Source organism: Hahella sp. CCB-MM4, assembly GCF_002260525.1.
GTDB lineage: Bacteria > Pseudomonadota > Gammaproteobacteria > Pseudomonadales > Oleiphilaceae > Hahella.
Genome location: NZ_MRYI01000024.1, coordinates 1 through 23516 on the forward strand (window position 1 = coordinate 1; position 23516 = coordinate 23516).

10 protein-coding genes are annotated in these 23516 nt (G+C 54.1%); 2 read left to right on the plus strand and 8 right to left on the minus strand.

The window, feature by feature from the left end:
- Positions 1–964: 964 nt before the first annotated feature.
- On the plus strand, positions 965–1402 hold the full coding sequence (locus BTA51_RS26510; RefSeq protein WP_094712103.1) for a GFA family protein: 438 nt from the start codon (positions 965–967) through the stop codon (positions 1400–1402).
- 12 nt (positions 1403–1414) lie between these two features.
- Positions 1415–2353 (plus strand): carbon-nitrogen hydrolase family protein, encoded by a 939-nt coding sequence (locus BTA51_RS26515; RefSeq protein ID WP_094712104.1) that lies wholly within the window; start codon positions 1415–1417, stop codon positions 2351–2353.
- A 447-nt stretch (positions 2354–2800) separates the two neighbouring features.
- Here BTA51_RS26515 and BTA51_RS26520 read toward each other — a convergent pair whose 3' ends face one another.
- The 8 genes from BTA51_RS26520 to BTA51_RS26555 form a co-directional block, all read right to left on the minus strand.
- A complete protein-coding gene (locus tag BTA51_RS26520; protein WP_141215685.1) occupies positions 2801–3439 on the minus strand; it encodes a hypothetical protein in 639 nt (212 codons plus the stop codon).
- 5 nt (positions 3440–3444) lie between these two features.
- Complete coding sequence (locus BTA51_RS26525) at positions 3445–12351, minus strand: hypothetical protein (RefSeq protein WP_141215686.1); 8907 nt, start codon at positions 12349–12351, stop codon at positions 3445–3447.
- 16 nt (positions 12352–12367) lie between these two features.
- Positions 12368–13318, minus strand: coding sequence for a hypothetical protein (locus BTA51_RS26530; protein ID WP_094712107.1), 951 nt, complete (start codon positions 13316–13318; stop codon positions 12368–12370).
- A 2-nt stretch (positions 13319–13320) separates the two neighbouring features.
- Positions 13321–15333 carry an ATP-binding protein gene (locus BTA51_RS26535; protein WP_168188307.1) on the minus strand — a complete coding sequence of 671 codons (2013 nt, stop codon included), beginning with the start codon at positions 15331–15333 and terminating at the stop codon, positions 13321–13323.
- On the minus strand, positions 15333–16958 hold the full coding sequence (locus BTA51_RS26540) for a hypothetical protein (protein WP_094712109.1): 1626 nt from the start codon (positions 16956–16958) through the stop codon (positions 15333–15335). Before BTA51_RS26540 ends, BTA51_RS26535 begins: the two co-directional genes overlap by 1 nt.
- Positions 16959–16963: 5 nt before the next feature.
- Entirely contained in the window at positions 16964–20749 is a 3786-nt protein-coding gene (locus BTA51_RS26545; RefSeq protein WP_094712110.1) for a hypothetical protein, read from the minus strand.
- A 70-nt stretch (positions 20750–20819) separates the two neighbouring features.
- Positions 20820–22583 (minus strand): hypothetical protein, encoded by a 1764-nt coding sequence (locus tag BTA51_RS26550; RefSeq protein WP_094712111.1) that lies wholly within the window; start codon positions 22581–22583, stop codon positions 20820–20822.
- Between the two features lie 15 nt (positions 22584–22598).
- The gene (locus BTA51_RS26555; RefSeq protein ID WP_094712112.1) at positions 22599–23507 is read right to left on the minus strand and encodes a hypothetical protein; all 909 of its coding nucleotides are present in this window, start codon (positions 23505–23507) and stop codon (positions 22599–22601) included.
- Between the last annotated feature and the right edge of the window lie 9 nt (positions 23508–23516).

Consider the following 23516-nt stretch of genomic DNA (forward strand, 5'->3'; position numbering starts at 1 on the left):
GGTTGTCTGGTCAAAGCAATTGCTTCACGCTTGAACTCTGGACTATATTTTTTGCGTTTGCTCATAAACACTCCTTTGGCACATTGTGCCTCTTTTTAGAAGTGTCCGCAGTCACGGGGTAGAACCCCATAGTGATATCTTCATCTGGATATATCTATGAGAGTCGTTTTGCAATTGCGTGCTATGGATACCCCATCTGGATAATTACAATGAAAATCTTCTTGAAATTGAGCCTAGTGCTACTAATGCTAGTGGTGTTGGTCATAGTGTCAGCAACTCTCTTTTATGAATATAACGAGTCTGAGTCATATAAAGTCCTGAGGGTAAATTGTGAGATGATTGAATTGTCCGGTATTTTAAACAATTACTACCGTGAGCATGGAGAGTACCCAATGAACCTCTTGGCAGTTCAAAAGTCGGCGACTGAGAGTATAAGATGCGGCAGGGTTGTGACGATTGAGGGCGAGTCTATTAGCGATCCATGGGGGGACTCGTATGTTTATGATAGGCGAGGGCCTTCAAATGTGGGGATGTATTCAGACAATCTTGCGGATGAGCAATTCGATCTCGTAAGTGGGAGTATGGGTCGTAATTGAAGCGGTGCTGGCACTGCAAATACTCCCACGGCAATATACTTTGCAGCACGTAGTTTATCTCTTCAATTCAACCAGTTGTGCTTTTCACCAATCCTTTAGTGTCGAAATTCACCCTGATTCGCCTGTGACATTCCCGTTTTATCGACTATAAGTTCTTTAGATGGATGGTGAGTGCGCGGGAAGAACTGGACGCGATGCCAATTGATATCTGTCCAATTCTTACCTGAACAAGCGGTGCTGGCGCTAAATTTAAAGTATTCCGATATTGAATTTACAACATGAGATAGAGGGATAAGGCATATCTCTTCGGGTGTACCCCGTTAAGAGCTTCACCCGTGAGAGAAATCAGATCACAAAGGGGGAATGTTATGTCGAATGAAGAGAATGTTCTTACCGGAACCTGTTTCTGCGGTGCTGTTGAGCTCACTGTGACAGGGGAGCCGGCAGCGATGGGCTACTGTCATTGTGAATCCTGCCGCAAATGGTCTGCGGGGCCGGTCAATGCGTTTTCCCTGTGGAAGCCGGAGGCTGTGAAGATCACCAAGGGGGAAGAGCATATCGAAGGTTTCAAGAAAACCCAGAACAGCCTCCGTAAATGGTGCAAGCTTTGTGGTGGGCATATATTGACCGAACATCCTCCCATGGGGTTGATCGACGTATACGCTGCCACGATTCCTCAATTGGATTTCAGGCCCGCCCTTCATGTGCATTATCAAGAGACTGTTCTACCAATAAAGGACGGTCTGCCAAAACAGAAAGATGTCCCCGCGGAACTGGGTGGATCCGGTGTTCTGCTGCCTGAATAAACGGAGGCCTATATGACTACAAAAATTGCAGTCATTCAGAAACCTCCGGTATTGCTTGATCGGCACAAAACCATTGAAGCAGCCCTTGAATCGATTGATGAAGCTGCCAGTGCCGGCGCTTCATTGTTGGTTTTCCCGGAAGCCTATATATCTGGCTACCCAACCTGGGTTTGGAGGTTACGCCCGGGTGGAGATATGGGGCTGTTAAGTGAGATACATGCCAGGCTGCGTCAGAACGCTGTGGACCTTGAAGGGAACGATCTGGAACCTTTGCAGAAAGCGGCAGCCAGACATGGTGTGACGATAGTGATTGGTGTTCACGAGATAGATAGCCATTATTCCGGTACCACTTTGTTCAACACTGTTGTGGTGATCGGCAATGATGGCTCTATCCTTAACCGCCATCGGAAACTCATGCCTACCAACCCGGAGCGTATGGTTTGGGGAATGGGGGATGCAAGTGGGTTAAGGGTGGTCGATACACCAGCCGGTCGCCTGGGTAGCCTGATCTGTTGGGAAAGCTATATGCCGTTAGCACGTAGCGCTCTGTACGCCCAGAACCTGGAGATATACGTGAATCCCACTTGGGACTGCGGCGAAACATGGCTGACCACATTACGTCATATTGCTCGTGAGGCAGGGTGTTGGGTCATTTCAACAGCCACCGCTATGGAGGGGTGTGACGTGCCGGAAAGCTTCCCTGAGCGGGACCAGATCTTCAAACCTGACGAGTGGATTAACGACGGCGGAGCGGTTGTGGTGAATCCAAGCGGCGCTGTGATTGCCGGACCATTACTGCGGGAGAAAGAGATTCTCTATGCTGAGATTGACGCGGAGGTGGCACGACGGGCACGGCGGTCACTGGATGTCTGCGGACATTACTCCAGACCGGATGTTTTCTCGTTGTCAGTGAATCGAAAACCGCTTCCACCGGCAACTTTCACAGATTGAGGAGCAGCATTCTTTAAATCCTTTACTCGCTGTCTACTCCAAACTGAGCACAGAACCTGGTTAGGGAATAGCAGCATAGTGGGAATTGGGAAAGAAGAGGGGAGAGCGTTGGTGGGCGCAAAATTATCATGTTGATAATTTCACAGCTCCCACCAACCTACCGCCGATGCCGCAGATACTAATCCTTTCACGCTTCAACGCTTTGTCGAAGTGTAATGTCAGCACCACTTGGGTTGTCTGACCACTTCTGGTCGATTTGTTTCCAGACTTTTACAGGACACGCTTATGCTTAGTTGTTCCTTGTATCTGCGAGCCCGAAGGCTCTTTACACCGCAGCAGTTCTCTCATCAAAAGTTACGCCTGATAGTGGTGGCTGTCAATTGAGAATGATGGTTTTTTAATCACTTGAAATATTGTCACTTTCTCGGTGAGCCATAGGTAAAAATATCAGGATTGAGCCGCATCCGAATGATCAAGAATCAGAGCCTCTGTTTCGGTAATTAAATACTCGATTCCATTTTCTCTGAGTAAGACAACCGACTCTGGGTCATAATCTATATCCATCAGAGGGCTTAACAGATACCAGACCATGTCATAGTCCCGCGTCATTCCATAGGTGGCTTCCATAAGTGCGGAAATCACCAGGGAGTAATCACCAAGCTCTTCCCTGAATATGTCTCCCAACATCACCATCACTTCATTTTTGACCCAGGAGGCGTCACTGTCCCTGACGGAAGAATACTCAGCCTGGGAGACCCACTTGAAGGACACGTTATTGAGAATATTGACCAATTGTCTGGCGGAAATCATTTGCAGAAGCCTGCTTTTTTCCGCCAGTGTTTGTGACAGCAGTTTCTCAACTCCCGGCTTCCGGTCCATTCCACGGAGTGGTTCAGACCGGCCCCATATCCCTTTGAGACGGGCTAACCTTGGCTTTAAGAGGTCGCCCTGTTCCACGTATTCAAATATCTGCTCAAGCTCTTCCGGGGAAATCGGATCCATAAAGAACGAGTAGTAGTCACCGGCTCCAGAGCGGGTGGGGGACTTACAAAACGATTGCCATTCTTTTAAAAGTACTTGATTCATAATTGTCAGGGTTTCGCTTCCGGCAGTTGAGTGGGTAGCAGGCTTCTATCGATTTTCCAACGATCCAGGAGTTCAAGCAGCTTGGTATTGAATTCGTCAACATTGTGACTGGCTTGGATGATAGCACGTAGTTCTCGGTGAAGAGTACCGGACCCTTTACCGGATTGTTTCTCGCCACCCACAATTTCTGTGTGGCCGCCCCGTGCTCCGGAATGTTCGTGGCCAAGGTCGTCCGGTATGGTCCATTTTAGTTTTTCGGTTTCTGAAGTAAACCGATGAACCTCCTCCATCGAAACGTTCCAGGCCTTTATCCGCTCCATCTCACAGACCATCAGCCACTCGTGTTTAGCGCCGCCGTTTCGGATGCGGTCTGCGATGGAGTCATAAAGTTTTCTGTCAGCAATCAGCAGTCGAAGTTCTGCTAGAGACAAGCTGTCAAACCATTTACTGAAGCCTTCATTAAGACCGGGAATTTTTCCGTTGAGCAGTAAATCATCTCGTGAACGGGTCGTTCCCAGATGGGTCTTGATAAAGAGATCAAGGTCATCACCAAATGAGCCACTGGCTTTAAGGCGGTTGATTTCTGCCGGGCGGTTGGTCGCACTGATACGGCTCAAAGTATCGGTAAGATCGTTCAACAGGCTGAGAGTCTTATTGAGGTCAGAACCTCCAAGATCCATGACGCGCAGGATCAGATCGGCATCGATACCGGAGCTTTGAATAAACTGCTTCTGGAACGATGTCAGATTGTTGGCAAGATGTACAAACTTGTTGATCAAATCCGCCTCTGAGCCCGGGCGTGTCAGAATGGCACTCAATGCAGTCTGCATCAGGCCATCATCAAAAGAATTCCTGCATTCATGGAGTAGGGAAACCTTGGCGATAAAATCACTGTCCGCACTAAGCCGAATGATGAGCTGCACCGCACTGGGACCTGGAGTGCCAGCGGCCAACTGTGAAATCTTTTGAGCGGTCTCGATGCGGGTTTTGGCATCCACCGTGTTCAACAGATGCTTTGTAATATCCTGAAGTTGGGCGGCATCTGCGGCAGGAATAAGCCTGGTCAGTGCATCCAGCGTTGCGGCCCGAGAGCTATCCTGAGAGGCGACAGCATCGATCAGGCGAGCGGTGAGGGCGGAGTCGCCCAGACTCTCAGCCATTTGTTTTATACGCGGTACAAGTTCACCGTAGTCGGATAGCTCCAGCAATTTATTGAGTGCGTCCAGTTTTCTGATGCCACGGGGCAGATTAGTGGCAATGGCTGCCAGGTCGTGGAGCCTTGCCGCTTTCATATCAAGATTCAGGCTGGATCGTAGAACTTTATTAATATGGTTGGCGGCTAATCCGGAAGTTTCAAATTGACGGATTTGAGCATCTGATGCCGTGGAAAGAATTTTATAAAGGGTCTCGGCGCTATCAGCAACATTATCCTTCCTGCTTGCGATCGCATCGGCGATCAATCGAACGGAACTTTCATTTTCGAGTAGCTGCGCCGTCTTGGCTAATGGCGACAGCAATGCCTCAAAATCATTTCGTTCGGAAAGACGCTTGAGAATGTCCGCCCGGTCGTCCATGGGTAATCTGTTTTTCAGTTCGGCCAGGTCGAGAATTCTTTGGTGTGCAACGCCAGGATCATCACTGGAACGTAGCAGTCTTATCATATAATCCGGATGTAATAGCGCCTTTTCCAGCTTCGGCATGGCGTTTGGAGTGGCTTTCGCAGCTTCCATGAAGGCTTCCAGCTTCCTGGCGGTATCCAGATGATTCGCTGAAAGGTTAGCGATAGAGCTGATCAAAGTGGCTGCCAACTGATCATTACTGGTCTGACTGATACAGCGGGTGATGATCGGGGCAAGATCGGTCAGATCGGAACGTTTTAAGAGATTGCCAAAGGTTTCGGTATCCCCCTGTGCCTTGAGAGTGGTACTGATGCTATGAAGCTGATCAATAAATTTACTGCGTTTGTCCGGGTCCTTATGTCTGTTGAGAACAGATCTCAAGTCTGCTTCTCCCAGATCAAGATCCAGCAGTTTTGTGGCCTCGCTATCGCTTAGCGACTCAACCATTTTTTCATATTTGGTTCGGGTCGCTTCTGTTCCACTGGTGGCCACGGCGGTTTTCAGGTCGGCCTTATTAAACATCCTGGCCGGCTGGTCGAGGTATTGGGGACGGGGTAGAAGCCCGGCCTGGATCTGCATGCGCACCAAAGGAGTCAATTGATCGACCTCCGCCATACGCTTCTGTAGATTCAGGAGAGTACGTTGCGCGAGTTCCAACTCCATATGAAGCCGCTTCTGTTCCGCGGGGTCCTCTGATAAACGCAGGCGTTCACCCAGTTGTTCGATCATGCGGTCGTGGGCGTCGATCTCCAGATCCAGCTTGTTGCGATACAACGCCACCTGGACATCCACAGGCAGATCTTCCCAGCGTTGTAAGTGACCTTCGTCCAGAGAGCCGATGTGTTTTGCCCAGCGCGGGTCCTGGGCTTGCATGGCGTGGATGCCTTCCTCCCGCAGAACTTTGGGGCTGGCTCCCTCGCGTATAATCACCACGGGCTTTCCGCCGAGAATGACGGTGACAGCATTGCCCGAATCCGACTGGGCATAATGTCTAAATTCTGCGTCACTCATCACCAGAATGGGAACGTCGTTGAGCAAATGACGCTGATCGGGCGGTACCAGGGCCATCAGCTCATTGCGCATCTGTTGGGTATCTTCAGCGCTGCGCTGGATGGACTGGCCGTGCTCCATGGCATCGTCCAAGGCTTTGTTAAAACGCTTCAGGTCCAGTGAAGGGTCTTGTGCCATGGCCTGATCAATGAGTTTCTGGCGATTTGCCGGTGACAGCTCTCCGTCCATCTGACGTATGCGGAATTCCAACAGCGCGGCATCCGGGAGAACAGACAGGATACCGCGTAGGGATTCCGGGACGTTCTCCATCATTTTTTCGCGTTGCTGGCGTTGATGTACAGCCTCTTCCTGCCGGCGCGAGTGGGCGTTATCGACAGACTGTTTTATGCTGGCTTCGAAACTGGCCCGGTCGATAGTGGGGTCGATTTTCAGAGCGGCTTCAAACAGCTCGTTCAAACGATGGCTGCTGGGGGCTTCACCCTCGCTCATGGCGCTGCGCAGGATAGCAATCTGCTCGTCGCTGAAGCGTGAAAAGAGCGCAGCATCAGCGTCAGGAACATCCCGTAATACTTCAGAACGTTGTTTCTGCAGGATGCGAGTATGGGCTTCTTGTGCGAGCCGGGCACTTTGTACTGCACTGTTGAGGTTTTTCAAAAAGGTAACGGCATCGAGTTCCGGGTTGCTCTCCCGTGCCGCCCTTAGGAAGGAGTCTGTTTCTTCTGCGGTCAGTCTGCCCCGCGCCATGGCCTCAGCCAGTTTTGGGAGTTGAGCGTCGGGCAGGTGTTCAAGGCCTTGCATGGGAATATCTTTGAGGACATTGCGAACCGGCTCAGGCAGCTGTTGTATCATCCGTTCCCGCATCTGGTGTTGCGCGTCAACGTCGCCGGTATCGTCCAATCGTACTCTTTGGCTGTTGGCTTCTATGGATTTCAGCAGATCATCACTGCTGATTTCAGGGTTTGACTGGCCAATACGTTCAAGCAATTGTCTTCTGTTATCGCTACTGCCGGCCAGTTGGCCGGACTGCATCATCGTCACCAGTTGCCGTAATGCGTTGCTATCCATTGATTCCGCATACCGGCGTACATCATCGGGTAATTGATTGAGCATGTGGCGGTCCTGATCGATCTGGCGCCGCATATCTTCAATAGACGGCGGATCTTCGCCTGCAGCTTTGGCGGCGGCGCGCAGGGCATTGAGGTCGCTGTCCGTTAGTTCACTGGAACGTCTCGCTGCTGCCATCAGATCGTTATATCGCTGTCGCGGAATGGCCGATGCGCCTGCACGACCGGCGGCACTAACCATATCTTTGAGTCCGGCCTGACCCATACGTTTAAGGGCGTCCTTAAGGCCACCTTTATAGGTACCGGAAGAAACCTCGATCAGTATGCCCGTAGCTTCCCCGGCAAGCCCCCCAAGTCCCTCGGCAATGCCTTCCTTGATGATGTTGCGACCGGATGGTCCTAAAGCTCGGCCGAGTCGCGAGAGCCGGGTAATATCGTCGATATTGTCAAGGCCCTTTACCAGCCGGCTGTTAATCCGGTTGCCCAGGCTTTCAGAGATGCCGGCGCTCACGGCGGATATGGCTCCACCTTTAACGCCACCCAGCAGGATTCGCCCAAAAGCGGCGCCGGGCCCATCCTTGTAGGTGTCATCCTGCAGCGCCGTGTTGGCAGCCATGCTGACGCTACCCACGAGAGCCTCTCGAGCAATCAGGCCACCGAACTGGCCGAAAGTACCTTCCAATGCGGCGCCCACTTTTGATAAAGCGCCGGTTATCTGAGCTGCGGGTCCCATACCTTTTGCAATGGCTCCGCCGGCACCGGCGGCGGCGACCTCAATGGCTGTACTGGCCGCATCGACGGCTGCTTCTTCCCAACCGTAACGCTCTCCCCGCATGCCGCTCTTAACCGCCATGGTCAGCAGGCCGGAGCCTAAAGCCACGATAATACTGGCTAGTACAAAGCCCACACCGAAAGCCATCAGGATTACCGTCGCCGCTATTGCCAGAGCTGTAATACCTGCCAGCATCAGGCCTTCCTGCCGATCCAGCTCCGACTTGTAGCGGTCACCGGCCAGACCGACCTGGCGGGAACGGTCGAGAATCAACGCCCGGTCGCCGGTAAATATGGGAGGCGTGCTGCGGCCGCCCCGATTTGGCCCTGGAACAAAAATGAGGCCGGCAATTAGAGGACTGATCCTGCCATCGTGGGTGAAGACATCCTCAGGACGTTCGGGCAGGGGAATTTCGTCCCCGGTATAATTGGGGTCCTGCATTCTCAGGTCACGGCGACGACGGGCTTCGTCGAGCAACATCTGCCCCATGCCCTGATAGTGGCTGTCGATGGTCTGGGCTTCGTCAGTGCCTGACATGGTCCAGCGTGCCAGCCCACCGGTGCCGCGTCGGCGTTGTTGCTGATACCTGAGAATGGCGAGTTCGATACGATCCTGATCACTCTCCGGATTGCCCCGGGCCAGAATCTGGATTTCATTGGCCAGATCACCTGAAACCTCACCTCCCTGTAACCAGCCATAAACCGGATCTCCCTGAATACGGGCTTCTTCCTCTGGTGAGCGATGTTGAATACCCAGGTATTCATCCAGGTTTTCGTTATAGCGGCTTTGCCAGTCTGCCCGGGCCTGATCAACCTCGGTTTTGCTGCGGTTTTGATAGGTCATCCGCAGCAGGTCTTCGTTGGTACCTCCGCCACGGGTCGCCATACGAATACCGGCGGTCAGGCTGGCGCGGCCCTGGCTGATCAGCTCATAACCGTACTGGGCATCTTCCTGGGCGTGGGAGCGGCGTTCGCCAGAGGGGCGGTCGGTACGATAATCCTCGCCACCGGAGAACATCCGTGCCGTACGTTGTGCCATGTAGGCCACGGCACCACCAGCTCTTTGCAGGTCTTCATCGGTAAGGGTCGGATCGAGTCGCTTGGCGACTCTGGCCATGCGTTCTTCATGACGTTGACGGAGTTCCTCAAGGCGAGGCCGAAGCTGATCCGCACGTTCGGGATGCTCTTGGATCTCACGTTCGATATTGGCAAGCTCCGGATCTGCAAATGCCCGGGTGACTCGATTGGTATCGGTTTCGGAAGGCCTAAAGGTAGATTGCTCCGCCCGCGACATTTCATAGGCTTGGCTGGCGGCCAGGGTATCTTGTGATTGCCAGCCTCCATTGATAGCGGCCTCGGCGTAATCCTTCACCCGTTGATCCACCGGCACCTGCTGTACGGTGTCTCCGGTATGAACGTAGCGGTCAGCCAGTGCCCGATCGAGATAGATTCGCCGCGCGTCAGTAAGACTGAGGTCCTCACCATTTTGCTGATCAGGCGGGCGATGGCGTTCGGCAAAATCCATGATAGCCTGGTCGGTCAACGACTGGATGGCAGCAGGGTCCACTTCCAGATACCTGGATTGACCGCGTTGTAGCTCTTCCCTGGCCATCTGCTCAATACGTTGTACCGACTGGAAGATTTCGTCGCTGCCTCTACTGCGAGCATTGGCCAGATCCTGCTCCAAGCGGGCCGACAGCACCATTCCCATATCACCACGCAGATAACCTTCGTCCATGCGGGTTTGGGTATCGCGCTGGAACCAGGTTACCCAGCTGTCATTGATTTCGGCGACGAGGGCGTCAATAGCATCATCGCCGGCAGCGGTGCGCTCAGTTTCATCCAGTCCCTGGCTCAGTGCCCGTCGGGCATCTGCGTCCAGTCCAAACAGGGTCAAGGAATCCTGGATGGAAGCCCGGCGAGCATTAAACCGGTCGGAAGCGGAGCTTGAAAAGAGGCCCCTGGCGCGCTCGGCAGCATCCTCACTGAGACACTCGTCAAAGCGATTGAACAGGTCCCCCTTATTGGCATGATCAGAGCTTTCGAAAAAGAACTTCAATGCCGGTTGGGATGGCCATTGGAGGTCGCCGAGGACAGCAAAAATTTCATCGTCGTCAGCGTCCGAGTAAATAAGGTAGCCTGCGGTCAGGCCGGTCGTTGCCCCCAAAGTGGCGACATTCAGGATAACCAGACCGGTAGTGACGTCTGGATCGGGTTTTGTTAATTCTTCATCCAACTCCTGTGCTTTTGGGTTGAGGTATTCGTCACATTCCGTCTCTATTTGCATGAAAATACCTTCGCCGGGGTCATTCATGCGGGTCTTGAAACTGTCGACGCCCTGGAAATAGTTACGGCCGGCGCCGCCGATACTCTGATTCAGGCTGCCGACAAAATTGCGTATCAGTCTGGCCAGGGCTCCGTTTTCCTCGTCACTTGTGGAAAGGATGCGCTCAGCCATTCTCAGGGCATAATCCCGGGCACCGGTAATAGCCGTCATGCCGCCGTCGCGCATGCGTCCCGTCACCTGGAAACCGAAAGTTTCAAAATCGAATTTGGTGGCCACCACCGTATCGGATACCTGCTGCAGGCTTTTCTCTGCAGTTTCACCCAGACTGGCCATCTGGTTTTTGGCCGATTCACGTGCCTGAGCGATGGTCATTTCTGACTGTTCGACCATTTGTGCGTATTGCTGATCCGGCAGGCGGCGGGAACTCTCCCAGGCGGCCTTCAGGCGCGGTGCCAGTTCTCTTTCATTGAGGAATTGTCCTTCCGGTAGCATTTCCGCGACCCGGACGATCAGTTCCGGATAGGCCATAGCTAACGTGGCAGCGGTATTGTTCATCATCCGTTCGCTGACTTCGCCCTGGTCGCGGAAAGCTTTAGCGGCCTGACTGCCAGCCTTCTGCAGGCCCTCTACCAGCTTGGGCTCCAGCTCTTCGTCCAGGTAAGAGATGACGCCGTCAAATTTATTGATGAGGGTGTCTCCGTGTTCCCCCAGACTGATGGCTAGTGTATGGCGTGCATCATATACCTGGTCCTCTGTACATTGCTGAGCTTGCCCTTCGCGGCTACGAAAGGACTCCGACAGGGGAGTGGAAAGACTCATTGCCGCACGGGAAAACTCAGATTTGTAGCTATCAAGCGCATCAGCCTGATTGCCCAGAGACTCCTCAAGTTGGCCACGTGTGGTGTTGTAGAGACTGTTTAAAACCGGAGTGATGCGGTGGGCGTACCAGGTACCCAGTTCGTCTCGATCACGTTTTTGGGCGACTTCATTATCCAAATCCGTCTTAGCCTGGGGCATTGTCTGTTGTGGGCCATTGGCCGGATCAGAGGTTCTGGGAGGGTCGCCTTGAGTCTCCTGTAGGGCTTCCGTGCCGGGAGGAGGGTCTAGAGCGAAGGCTGCACCGTTTTGTTCGATGTTGCGGATATTGTTTTTGGCCGTAGTTAGGTAAGGGGCAAACTCCTCCTGCAAGCGAATATTGGCCTGTTCCAATTCCGAGCCCGGTTCCATCAACTGGTACATGACCTGATCCTGAGCCTCAGTCTTGCTGGTTTGCAGCTCTTCGCCGGTTAATGTGTGGGCTTCTGAAAGATGGTTAAGTTGCAGATCAACGGCAGTGGTCAGATCCGTTTTGGCCTGGGCCACTGCAGCCCTTACACGGGCAATACAGCCGCCGGCAAAGGCCATTATTTCGCGGGCGATTTCATCAAAGGATTTGCGGGTGTCGCGCGCCAGATTGCCAATGCGCCAGACAATTTGTCGCTGTCCGTCGCGTGCGGCATCTACCACTCTCAGCACAGCAACCTGGATTTTAGCCTGGTGCATTTCCGGCGTATCGCCTGTCTGACGCTGTATCTGGGTGCGTCGCTTTAGGGCGCTGGCTGGCGGGGGTGGTACCCGGGGAGCCCGGATGGTACCGGTACGGGCAATAAGTTCCACGGGAAGCGCCGGCTTCTTGGAAATCGGTTGTCGTTGTTCCGTTGGCTGCACCGTATCACCGGCGGGTTCGGCCTCGGAGTCTCCCGATACGGACTGCTGAGCATCGTCAGGAATGCACTGTTGCAGGGTTTCATCATAGGTTCCCCCCTCTGGTGCGTCTCCAGATGACATTTGTTGTCCGTCTTCACCTGCGGTGCCTTCATCTGGCGCCGGCTGTCCACTCTGGTCCGGTCCGGACCCGGGAGTGGAAACATCCGATTGAGGTGTTTGCGCATCCAACTGACTCTGGTCGGCAGAAGTCAGAGACATATCCTGATCACTCACGCCGGCATTGGGGTCGTAGCTTGTCATCGGTTCCGGCAGACTCATGTATTGTGGCACGGAACACATGGGATACTGGTCCGGAGATGACCATGGATCGCTGCTGGATTGGTCCCTATCCGGTGGACGACTGCGACGACGGGTATCCTCGTCCTGTCGAGAGCGCTGGGTTGGCTCGGTCATGGCAGAGTCTCAACGCCTACTGCAAGGTGGCCGGCGCATCAGCGAATTGAATTGCCCCTGAAACCATTCGATAGGCTTTCGGCAGCCAAACCCATCGGGTCTCCACCCAAACCAGACCGTCATATTGAACGGCACCGCCCTGTGCATTCAGCCAGCGCCAGCTGAGCCAGATCCACTGGGGTTGCATCCAGCCTGAGACATTGCGGTAACCCTGGGCAAATTTGTCACTGAACTCATTGGACCAGCGCAGCAGGCCAGCATTGGCCGCCGTGACTTTAAGCTCGGTGTAATCAGGACCGGGGTCGGCCACGGGGGGACGGAAATAAGCCTGCTCCACTTCCCTTATCATCGCGTCGGCCAGGGAAGGGTCGAATAATTTGATCAGCTCCTCTCTTGTTGGTTTGAGATGTACCGTACCCACCGGATTGTTGAGCTGCTCGATAAGCGGCACAGCCACGTCGGCTAACTGTACCAGTGAGAGAATCAAAGACTCACGGGAATCCCGCGCGCTTTCGAGTCTTTTCCCCACCTGGGCAGCCAGTGCTGCAACCTGGTGATCCGGATCGTGAGCAAGGCGATGGGTCTGGGGGATGAGGTCCAGCCGCTCAGTTTCCTGCAGTGCCCAGAGACCTAGTAATCGGTTACGGGGTAATGAATCAAACAGGAGATCATTAACGTCGGTTTCGCTCAACATGGGAAGATGTTGTACCAGGTGTCCCCTTAGCGTCGGCGGTAGGGTTGCCACATCGAGCACCCTGAGCCTGGCGACTGGGTTGAAGCTGTATATCAGAATGGGTTTTCTGCCATGCCAGGTCCAGCTGGCAAACTCGGGTTCGCCCTTAAGCAAGGGACTGTCGGCCGCCTCACCAGTGGATTGCCAGCCCAGCCGCTGCAGGGTTTCTCTAATTTGTTGAAGGGTGAAATCCGGTTTGATCAGCAGAGATTGACCAATTGCATAGTCTTCCATCGTCAGGTGTCCTGAGGGGAGGTCAGTGGTGTTTCGGAAATTGTTGAGTTCAAATGCATCAACTGATTAAGCTTGCCGGGCAACTCACGCCCCAATTTACGGTATTCGGCGTTAAGCCCTACCAACAGGTCATTTGCTGCGATCGGTCCGCTACCGGCATGGGTCGCCGCAGCGAGAACGACGTTGCGCAACTGGCCGCCAGTGAAATCGCAGTAGCCGGCTAACAGTCGATAAACCTCATCTCCGGGACCCCGAGACCCCAGATGACTTTGCCAGAGTTGCTGGCGCTCCTCGAATCCGGGGATAGGAAACTCAATAATCAGGTCCAGGCGACGGGTAAAGGCCGGGTCGATACGCTCCCGGTTGTTGGATGTCAGGAGAACAATGCCGGGGTGGTTTTCGATTCGGGTAAGCAGAAAATGAGTCAGCATATTGGCAAAGCGCTCGCCGGTTTCCTTGCCTTCTGTACGTTTGCCGAAAAGGGAATCGGATTCGTCAAAAAGCAGGACCACATCGTTGGCGGCAGCCATGTCCAGGACTGCTGATAAGTTCTTTTCGCTTTCGCCCACATATTTGTTCATAACAGCGGAAAGGTCGACGCGATAGAGTGGTGCCCCCAGGCGGGTGGCGATGAAATTGGCCGCCAGGGTTTTTCCGGTGCCACTTTCTCCAACAAAGAGGGCACGAACCCCAGCGGTTTGGGTCTGCTTCAGCGTGGCGCCGAGGCCCTGCCACAACAGCTCGCGTTGCTCAGCCCGTGCCAGCAGACGCTCCAGTTCACTTTCTACCAGGGGAGGTAATACGATGGCGTCTCTTGGTACCAGACGGGTGTCCGGTTGCGCCAGTAGTCGCAGGCGTTCAGAACCCAATTGAACGCGCGCTTCCACAATATGATCAGACCCAAGCGGAGCCTGATTACGCTCGGCGATGAGCCGCGCTTTGCCGGCAAGTTGCCCAATGATGGGGCCACTCACCAAGGCGGCAGCGGCCCGTTCAGCAACACCAGGTTTTATGGGGTGTGAATTCTTCTCCAGCGCTGATTGCCATAAAGATAGCCTTTGCCGGAAATCCGGTAGCGGCATGACCAGCTCGGTAAGCCCCGGCTGGTCAATCGCTCCATCGGAGCCAACATGAAACACGATCGGATGGGAAGGCTCCGACATTTCTCGGTGAATAACTTCACCCGGACCCAGTTTCGGGGAAAGTATCGGCAGCCAACCGGCATAGCGTGCAGAAGCCACTAGAGCTGGTGTTTCCTGCCATAGGGAGTCAGGTACTGTTAAAGGTTTTAAACCCATCTGGGCGGCAATGGCCGAGGTTAGGATATGTCGTCCACTACCAGGGAACCCTCTGATGATGAGACCTTTGGCGTGCCCCTGATCCAGCATTTCGGCCAAAACCGGGATCTGTTGCCGAATAAGTTCTGGTAATAGCTCAACGGACTCTTCTTTCAGCTCCGAGCATCCCGGCCAACAGTCCAACTGATCCGTCATCAGTGCCCAAAAGGGAGCTGAAGTTCTTAGTTGGCGGAGAGGCAAAGGGCCTTCTCCGAGCCATGCAACCAATCCTTTTTCAACCAGCGGATGATATAACCATCCCAGCAGCGACAGCGGTTGCTCCGGAAAAATTGACTGTAGCCAGGACTCCACCAGATGCACTGTTGGATGAGGTTGTGGGGAAGGGGCTTGTAGCTGATGTACAACCAGGGTAATCAGATGGGAACGCTCCACTTCTCCCAACAATGTGAGCAGAAGAACTTCCTCCATTGGCAGATTGTGATCTCTGATCAAGAGTTCCAATGGCCCATGACCATCAGGTGGCCAGGATTTTTCAAGTTGTTCCTTCAGCTGGGGGGCGCTTACGTTGTCTTCTATATTCAGCAGTTGTCTGGCTTCATCGTTGAGCAACTGAAGCAGGCCGTTATCTTTGGGAAGTGCCTGGCACCAGAACTGTGCAAGAGAGAGTCTCGCCAGAGCCGCCATTTTTTGCCATAGCTTAATCGGGGTAGCGGACATCAGCTGCCTTGCTCCTGAAAATGAAACTGCACGACCCGGCCCAGCCATGGGAGCCAGCCCGGGTTAACGTCCAATCCCGCGAGGCGGACATCAAGACGAACCTGGTTCATGGGAGCGAAGAGGTCAATATGACTGGGGCTGGCCTGTATTCGTGCGGAGACATCGAGCAGTTGCGGATTCCACAAACTTTCCGGGTCATACCATTGAGCCAGTATTACCTTTAAGTGCTCTGCCTCCGGCAGCTCAGGCAGGGAAGATAACGGGTGTTCCTTATCCACTCCCATTTCGGCGAGGATCAATTGGGCAAGTGGATCTTCCAGATCGAGATTAAGCATTTCTGCCAGGCGAAACAGCCAGAACCAGCCGGATGGGTAGATGGACCAAAAGTCGGAAAGTATCGACTGCATCTCGGGGCGGCGTAGGACATTCAATAAATAGAGGACGCCACCCTGGTGCGTATTGATGCCCTCTATTTCAATATTTTGCAGAGGCTTTGAGGCAGAAGAACTTGGTTGTACCGACCATGTTTGGTGGAACTGTGGTTCCGCCTTCTCCGTTTGGTCTGAAGATGCTTTTGTATCCGGATAACCTTGAGGGGATAAAGGCTGTGCTGGTGGAGTCTCCGTATTATCGGCAGGCTCCAACGTGGAAAAGTTGGTTGGCGCGTCCCCCGATTCGGTGCTTTGTTCCCGGGGGGACGGGATATTCTGTATCGGGGAGGCTTCCTTGAATTTTTCTGCGGTCTTATCAGCTTCAGAGAGGGTTATGGAGTCCTTGGCGAATGACTCTACTTGAGCCGCGGGCTTGGGAGAAGTTTGCCAGGAGGCGTTCTTTGTCGTGCCCGGTACTTGATTGGGATGGTGTGTTTCAGTCTTATCTATTTCCGGAAACTGCTGACGACGCCACCAATGGTACACGGCCTGCAATGTTTCCTTGGGGGCCTGTGCCAGAGCCAGTGGCCAGAATTGGCGTGCTACCAGCCAGAAAACCCACTGCTGACGGGCACTTTGAGCAGGCAGCCCGGCGAGGCTGTACTGCCACGCCTGACATCGGCTGGAGGGTATGTCTGTCAGATCGATAGGGGGAGGCAAGTCTGTATACGGAAATTGCTGAAGCCGGTAGCCTCCCTGATAGGTCAGCTCAATGCACAGGGCTTCAGCATCGGCATCGGTCAGTGTTTGCCAGAAGTGCTTCAGTAGCCCGCTGTAGTGTAGCCTTTCAATCACTGCGGCGGTCTGATCAATGTATTCGGCCAACAACGTTCTGAGTGCTGAAGAAAGGTTACCGCTAAACAGATGGGACCAACGCTGCCAGTACCAGTGTTGACCGGCGGTACCCATTAAAAGGTCTGAAACCAACGCGGCCAGCAGCTCATCCAGAGTGGCGAAACGTTTGATATTATCTGAATTGCCTGTCTGGGCAACCACCTGCCGGACTCCTGACTTGACTGCTGCAACTGCCCGGTGTGCCGGCGCCTGAATATGCAGAGAGCGAACAAAGACCCAGGCATGATCACTGGGCTCGGGCCAATCCATCAGTGTCAGTTCCCTCTGGATCTGGTCACAGTGTTGCCTGTGCCCACGTATCCGCAATCGGTCAATGGTGGTGGCATCGAAAGGTCGCATGGGAACTATTTTCCTGAACGACCCTTACCGACCACGGCAAAGCGGCTGGTAATTGCAATATTGGGAATTACCATATTCACAATTCGCACCTCAGTACTATCGTTATCATCGTCTTCAACTGTCAGTTCTGCCGCAACTTGCTGGCGTTCATCCAGAAGTTTTAACTGAGCGCCCTGAACCAGGCGGCGATTGAGTTTGACGCGGAATCTTTCACCTGGGTTGGCCCGTTTTGGCGGTAAAAATACTTTGCCGCGAACAATTTCCTGTGGGTCTCCCAGCGAGGCGTAAATCAGTACAGCACGAACCAGATTCCGGAGCGCCGTTTTGCTATTGGCGTCGGCATCATCGCTGAGTTGCTTGAATAGCCAGGCGATCAACTCAGATAAGGTCCGGGTGGCTTTGAAATCGTCCTTCTCTGCGGTTTCAAGCCCTGGCCAGTAGGCGACCTGATCAACCTTGATACGGTCATCTTCGGCAAGCTGTCCCCATTGCAGACGCAACGAGCCGGGCAGCAATGCCAGCTTTTCCAACAGGCAGTAGGTACATTGTTCCAGACGGTCGTGCAGCAGTTGCGCCTGCTGGCGCAGCTGGCCCCGTCCGTGGGACAACAAGTCCTCCAACGACATGACTTTGGCTGCGGTACGCTGGGTACTGGAGGCACTCTTGTAAACATCGGGAAGTGCCCGATTGGACCATTGATTCATGATGGTCTGGGTTTGTTGCTGTACCGTCAGCAGACGGGCATGCAGAGTTTCTGTCTGGCTATAGCTGAACATTCGCTTCGGACGTGACTTGAAGCGCGCTGTCCTGACCTGATTGATAAATTCAAAGCGATGGAAAGGAGGTAGTTTAGGCTGTAGCGGCTTGAGCACGGCCCAGTCATCCATCGGTAATTCCACTACCGCATCAAAGAAGGTATCGAGCTCGTCCGGCAGTTCTACATCGGTATGCCAATCGCAACCGGGTACAACATCGTCTGGATTCTTATGCCGCATCTCCAGGGGATCAACCAGCGTTTTAGTCACTGGTGTGCTGCGTTCGCGTACGTAGTAGAGACCCTGGACAGCAGTGGTCAAAATGCGCGAGCGCTCCTGGTTGATGTCGTATACGGAGCGCCAGTCTTCCTCGAGCAAACGTTGGGCGACACCGAAATCACCTACCTGTTCATCGAAAACCCTATCGAGGTTTTCCAGGGTTTCGCGCGCGACCCGAATGAGTCCACTGAGTTTGTCGATCTGTGCCAGCTTGCGGGTATGCTCCCGCAGCTTGCCCTGCAGTTTACGCTCAATGTTGTTGTAGCGGGCCTCGCAGATCGCGATCCATTGGGTCAGTATCTTGCCGGCTTTAAATAGCGCATCGTAGCGGTACTGACTAGCCACCAGGCCACGAACCTTATCGAAACTTGGTTTGGGGTCAGGGAGCGGTTCTTCATTGAGGATGCGATTGGCTTCTGTGGTGATATTGGACTCCAGCATCGCCGGATCAACCAGCCCGCTTCCGGAGATCAGGCTTTTAAGTTTGGCTCTCAGAGCATTGGCATCAGTGGGGTCGAACAAATCTGCAAGGGTCGCCAGCAGATCCTGCATGCCGTAGTAGGCCTTTTGATATTCGTTTACTTCGGGGCTGATATGGTCGAGCACACCGAAGCGGAACTCCTTGGGCTGGTAGGCGGGTTTGCTGATCGGGCTCTTGCTTAGATTCGCCAGTAAGTCCAGACGCTTTTTGTTAATGCCGAGTTCAAACGCGGAATAAGTCTGCGGCTTGAAGCTCAAGAAGGATTTTGAGGTTTTGGCACTGGTATTCAGGGCTGAACTCAGCAGGTTCTGGCTGAAAATCTTCTGACTGTAGTTGGCCTTGCTCGAACCGCTGTCGTAAATGGAATAGGACGCGGAGGGTTGAGTACTGGAGTAGGATAGGGCGGAATAGCTATCGGCAAAATTGGCTTCCAGCAACAGCGCGTTGGCATTCAAGCTTAGGGTTCCGCTGGTGGCCTCGCCAGTACCGGATTCCGTCCCTCCGGATGTACCACCTTCTGTGGTTGTTGGGGCGGCAGAGGCTGTTCCGCCAGAAGCCTGATAAATGACCTCTTGGGGAACCATATTGGTGTTCAGACTGGCATAAGGAAGCCACCTGGCCACCTGTAGTCCGTTGCCGTCGCCGGCAACACCCCCAGCAAGGGAGGCCAGCGAGACCGTTTGTGTGTCCAATTGCTGGCGTTCCAACAGCACCAGATCCCGGGTTTTCTCCAGACGGGTGCGGATGGCCCGGATCTGGTTTTCAATTTCTTCCAGATCAACCAGGGCGACGGCGTATTGAATCACCAGTCCATCCTGCTCTGGCGTGGGGATCGGGGGCGGCACAAGGGTACCGTCAACATTCACCAGCCAGCCGGTATAAAATTCCGGTGCTTCAGGATTACTCAAACTGTAGGGATAGGGGGCAATAGTGTCGCCGGGACCAAGCAATTCCTCCAATGCACGTGAGCGCACATTGTTGAATAAATCCGTTGGAGTCAAAGGCGGAAGCGCTGGTTTTGGCAGGTCCATCTGTTTGAATTGTTCCGGATCAAGCACTGCGTGCTCTACCTCGGTATTGGGGGCAGGTAGGGGCGCTTCTCCGGACGGCAACACGTAATAAAGATAGTCGAACTGTATACGCCAGCGCCGCCAGGCGTTATAGGCTCTCATGTAGAAGCGGTAGATGTCGCTGGCGAGTTTGGCATCGATTGGTGGGATATTGAGGAGGTCCGGCCGAAAGTTTGACTCATCGATGGCCAACAACAGTCGAATACGATCACCTGCCGGTTGTCGTAAGTCGATCACTCGTCTGGGCAGATGGCGGGCTACAAGATCCCTGACTGTATCGGTGGGTACCGGAACCATATCAATGCTGAGATGGCTGGGGAACCACGGGATGTTGGGCGTAACAGAATCCGGCTGCTGTAGCCATTTAAGCGGCAATTGGCCCGCCGCCGGCAGGAAATCCAGTTTCAGATTGGCGTCCAGGAATGTGTCCAGTGGATCTGAGTTGGCTGGCAGGGAAAAGGCGCGCATGATATCCCGGAAGGCCGCATGAACCTGATTCATCAATGTATGGTAACCAGCGTACGGCACTGCTTCATAACGACCCGCGGCAACCGATACCCACTCAATGGTATGAACATCATCTGTTGTGCTGACAGCCACCATGGCCAGGGGCACCGATTGCTGGAATCCCTGTAGAAAGGTGCCGTCAACCCGCTCGGAGGCGATCCAGTTTTGCAGCTGGGCGGCTGGTGTTGTAGTTACCAGACTGGAGGCCACGGCAATGCGTTTGAATTCCACTGTGGTGACCGTGACCAGTCGTGAGTCCCGCGTGGGGTCGAATTCGGCCCGCTGGCAGGGTTCAACCGTGGGGCTGTCGATGGTGTGCTGACTTTGCCGCAGTATCAGATAGTAGACACCTGTTGCGTCTGTGGTGGCCGTGCGAGTCAGGTAATCGTCGACCATGGCCTGCCAGTTGGCCCTTAGGGGGCGAGCCGTGGAGAGTGTCTGTCCTTTTGCAGTGACTGCCAATCCCGGGGTAACAATAAAGCTCTCACTGTCGGCCAGACTGCCGGAGGCTCGTGTTTCCAGGGTCAGGCCATAAATGATTCCGGTGGAGTGGGTTCCCAGAAGGGGCTCAAGTCTGGCATCCGCATAGGCCTGCCGACGGTCAAACTCCTCTTCTCCCAAGTGACGTCCCGGGAAAAGATGTAACCGCTCCAGCTTGGAATCGCTGGCTATCGGGCGATGTAGGGCGATAAATGCCATGTTCCTTCTCCTGTATACCATCACAAAGCGGCAGGTGGCCAAAGCCACAGGATCAACAGATCAGCAACGCTTATGAATTCAATTTGTTCACCAAATCCACCCATTGGTTTTGCAGCTCTCTGGGCATATCGAATGAGCCGGCCATATTCACAATCGTCTTTCCGGTTGCCACAGCGGATGGGTCGATCTGCATCAACTGATCGAGGACTTTTTCCAGTGCTCCGGTTCCGGCGCCCAGCCGTAACGTTTGCCAAACCACGGGATCATAGTGGCGCTCGATACGCAGCAGGAGATCATTGACCAGTCTCACGGTGCGGGCGTCTTCACCAAAAGCGTCGAGCAACTGTTCCACCGCAATATTTCCATCATTGGTGGTCGGCGGCCGGACTTGGGCGAGAAGTTTGAAATTCAGGAATCGCAGGAATACGGTATCTTCATCCTCGATGATGACCCCGTCACCAGTCCCGCCCGTATCACCGGGTGGTGTGTCGCCGCCTCCGCCGTCATCGGGTGGTGTATCCCCACCGTCGCTCGGTGGTGGAGGAGGCGGTTCGATACCCAATGCCAGGATGATGCCGCTGACACTGGTTTCTGCTGCGCGCACCGGGCGCCGCACGTACACCAGGGTTTCACCCTCGAATTGGTCCCATATGGCTTGCCAGACAGTGGCATCCGTGTCGATCTGATGCACCGGCCGTGTGGGATAAAGCTTCAGCCTTAGCAGATCCAGTTGGGGGAGGTCCCTTGTGGTCGGGTTGTAATCCCGTTCCAATTGGCGCGCGAAATGGCCGTACACTTGATTGCTCAGTGGCACCAGGATCACCACATCCGCATCGTCCCCCCGTGCCAGATCAATATTCGGCAGTGCCATGGATTCGGCTTTAATCAAGGCAAGTTCCGCTTCCCGAATCGGGGCAATATGCACATCAAAATAGTCAGGGAAAAAGCGTTGATAGCCGTTGACCGGGTCTACCGAATCCTTGGGCAGGGAACCGGCCGGTGGCATCAGGTCGACATAATCACGGGCAGCAAAATTGTTATTCAGGCTACCGGCGCTTCGTGCGGCCAGTATGTCCACCATCAGTGCTTCATACTGACGCGATAAATCACGCTGAAGATCACCGGGACATATTTCGGCGCGTAGCGGATGACGAAGTAGCTGAGAGTCAAGCCACTGCGGTGTATCGTTTTGAATGGCCAGAATCCCCAGGGCGATGCCGTCCTCGGGGATGAAGGATTCTGCTTCCGAATTGCCCAGTAGCTCGCGTATCAACCCCGCCCGGACATGCAGTGAGTCCAGTTGGGCAAGTCCTGTGGGAAGCTGCACCAGCCCCAATTGAACCGACTCGGTGACCAATGCATAGTCCGCTCCGCGTTTTGAAGCCAGATCGGTGGGAAATACCTCGGCAATGTCGGTGGCGACCTCAACATAGCGCAGCACCACGGCGAATAAGGCGCGATTGAAACGACGGTACTTGCCGCTATTCATCTGGCTGATCAGGGCTCTGTCACCTAGATCCACCAGCAAAGAGCTGCCCAGGTGAAGCACCCGCCCAGCCGGAGTGATCGCCTGACCGGGATTAACGGTTAATAGTCCGTTAAATTTGTCATAGCTGATATCGAGGCCGCGCAGAATACCGTGACCCAGAACTTTACCGACTTCCCGCAGGCGCTGGTCGAGATAAATCTGGTCTCGTTCCAGGTCTTCTGCCGTTAGCAGGCGGCCATCAAAATAGTGAGTACGGGTCATGCGCGGATCAATGTCCGCAATGTTCTCCAGGCGTTCCCCGGCTGCCAGAGGATCGCCAAGAGGCTGAAAGGTGATATCGCTCATTGTGGCTCCTCCGGATTAGGGCGTGGGTTGATCCTGAAGCCAGGCAAGCTGGCTGGCAGTGATCAGGAAGGGACGCACCAGGTTGTTCACCCCGATACGTTCCGGATTTACGATGATGTTGGTTAAATCTGAGGTGTCTATACTGATTCGGGCCAGTAGTAACCGAGCTCCTTTCTCCAACTGATCGGAGAGGTTGTCGGTGGACACTCCATGGGCGTCGAGTGCCCGTAAAAGTCTCGCCTGCAGTTGGAGACGCTGTGCCGCAGATTCATTTACGGCTTCAAGTTCTGTCAGGTACGTCTGTTCCTCGTCCGTCAGGGGGGGATCGGCATCGCTAACCGGGGTATGGCTGCCCCAGGGCGCAAAGCGAGTATCAGCTGAAGCGGGCGGTAATTCAGGAATCAACTCAAGATAGACACTGTCAGCCGTGCGACTCGGTTGAACCGGGTCGGTGCTAAGATTCAGTTTGCTGGTTAGCACGGGTTGACGGGCCACAGGACAGTCTCTATGGCGGATAGTGACTTTAAGCCAGAGAAGGTTGTCCGCCAGGGCGAATCCTTCGGCGAGCTCTGCTTCACTTTTGGCATCCAGCCATTGCCGCAAATCAATGCAATAGGTCTCGTGGACCAATACCTCCCGCCCTAGACCATCAACCGCAATACCGGGAGTGACATGAATGCGAACCGATACCGAATCTGTATCGTTTTCATGGTTATCCGGTTCGATACGTACATGCAGACCAGCAACGGTGCCATATCCATGCATCCAGTACTGGTGCCGGGTGAGCCGTCGGCGGTGATAAGCCTGTTCATCCCGGGTGGCTTCAAGTCCGAGCATCATGCCGGCTTCATAGGCTACCCGCCGCAGGGGCTCCGCCAGATCGTCATCCTGTTCCAGGGTGGGCAAATCATCATAGTGTGTCATTCAGCCTTC

What these genes read in the sequence shown, in the direction of transcription:
- BTA51_RS26555 (WP_094712112.1), bottom strand. Translation starts at nt 23,507, where the DNA reads ATGACACACTATGATGATTTGCCCACCCTGGAACAGGATGACGATCTG.
- BTA51_RS26550 (WP_094712111.1), bottom strand. Translation starts at nt 22,583, where the DNA reads ATGAGCGATATCACCTTTCAGCCTCTTGGCGATCCTCTGGCAGCCGGG.
- BTA51_RS26525 (WP_141215686.1), bottom strand. Translation starts at nt 12,351, where the DNA reads ATGACCGAGCCAACCCAGCGCTCTCGACAGGACGAGGATACCCGTCGT.
- BTA51_RS26535 (WP_168188307.1), bottom strand. Translation starts at nt 15,333, where the DNA reads ATGTCCGCTACCCCGATTAAGCTATGGCAAAAAATGGCGGCTCTGGCG.
- BTA51_RS26530 (WP_094712107.1), bottom strand. Translation starts at nt 13,318, where the DNA reads ATGGAAGACTATGCAATTGGTCAATCTCTGCTGATCAAACCGGATTTC.
- BTA51_RS26520 (WP_141215685.1), bottom strand. Translation starts at nt 3,439, where the DNA reads ATGAATCAAGTACTTTTAAAAGAATGGCAATCGTTTTGTAAGTCCCCC.
- BTA51_RS26510 (WP_094712103.1), top strand. Translation starts at nt 965, where the DNA reads ATGTCGAATGAAGAGAATGTTCTTACCGGAACCTGTTTCTGCGGTGCT.
- BTA51_RS26545 (WP_094712110.1), bottom strand. Translation starts at nt 20,749, where the DNA reads ATGGCATTTATCGCCCTACATCGCCCGATAGCCAGCGATTCCAAGCTG.
- BTA51_RS26515 (WP_094712104.1), top strand. Translation starts at nt 1,415, where the DNA reads ATGACTACAAAAATTGCAGTCATTCAGAAACCTCCGGTATTGCTTGAT.
- BTA51_RS26540 (WP_094712109.1), bottom strand. Translation starts at nt 16,958, where the DNA reads ATGCGACCTTTCGATGCCACCACCATTGACCGATTGCGGATACGTGGG.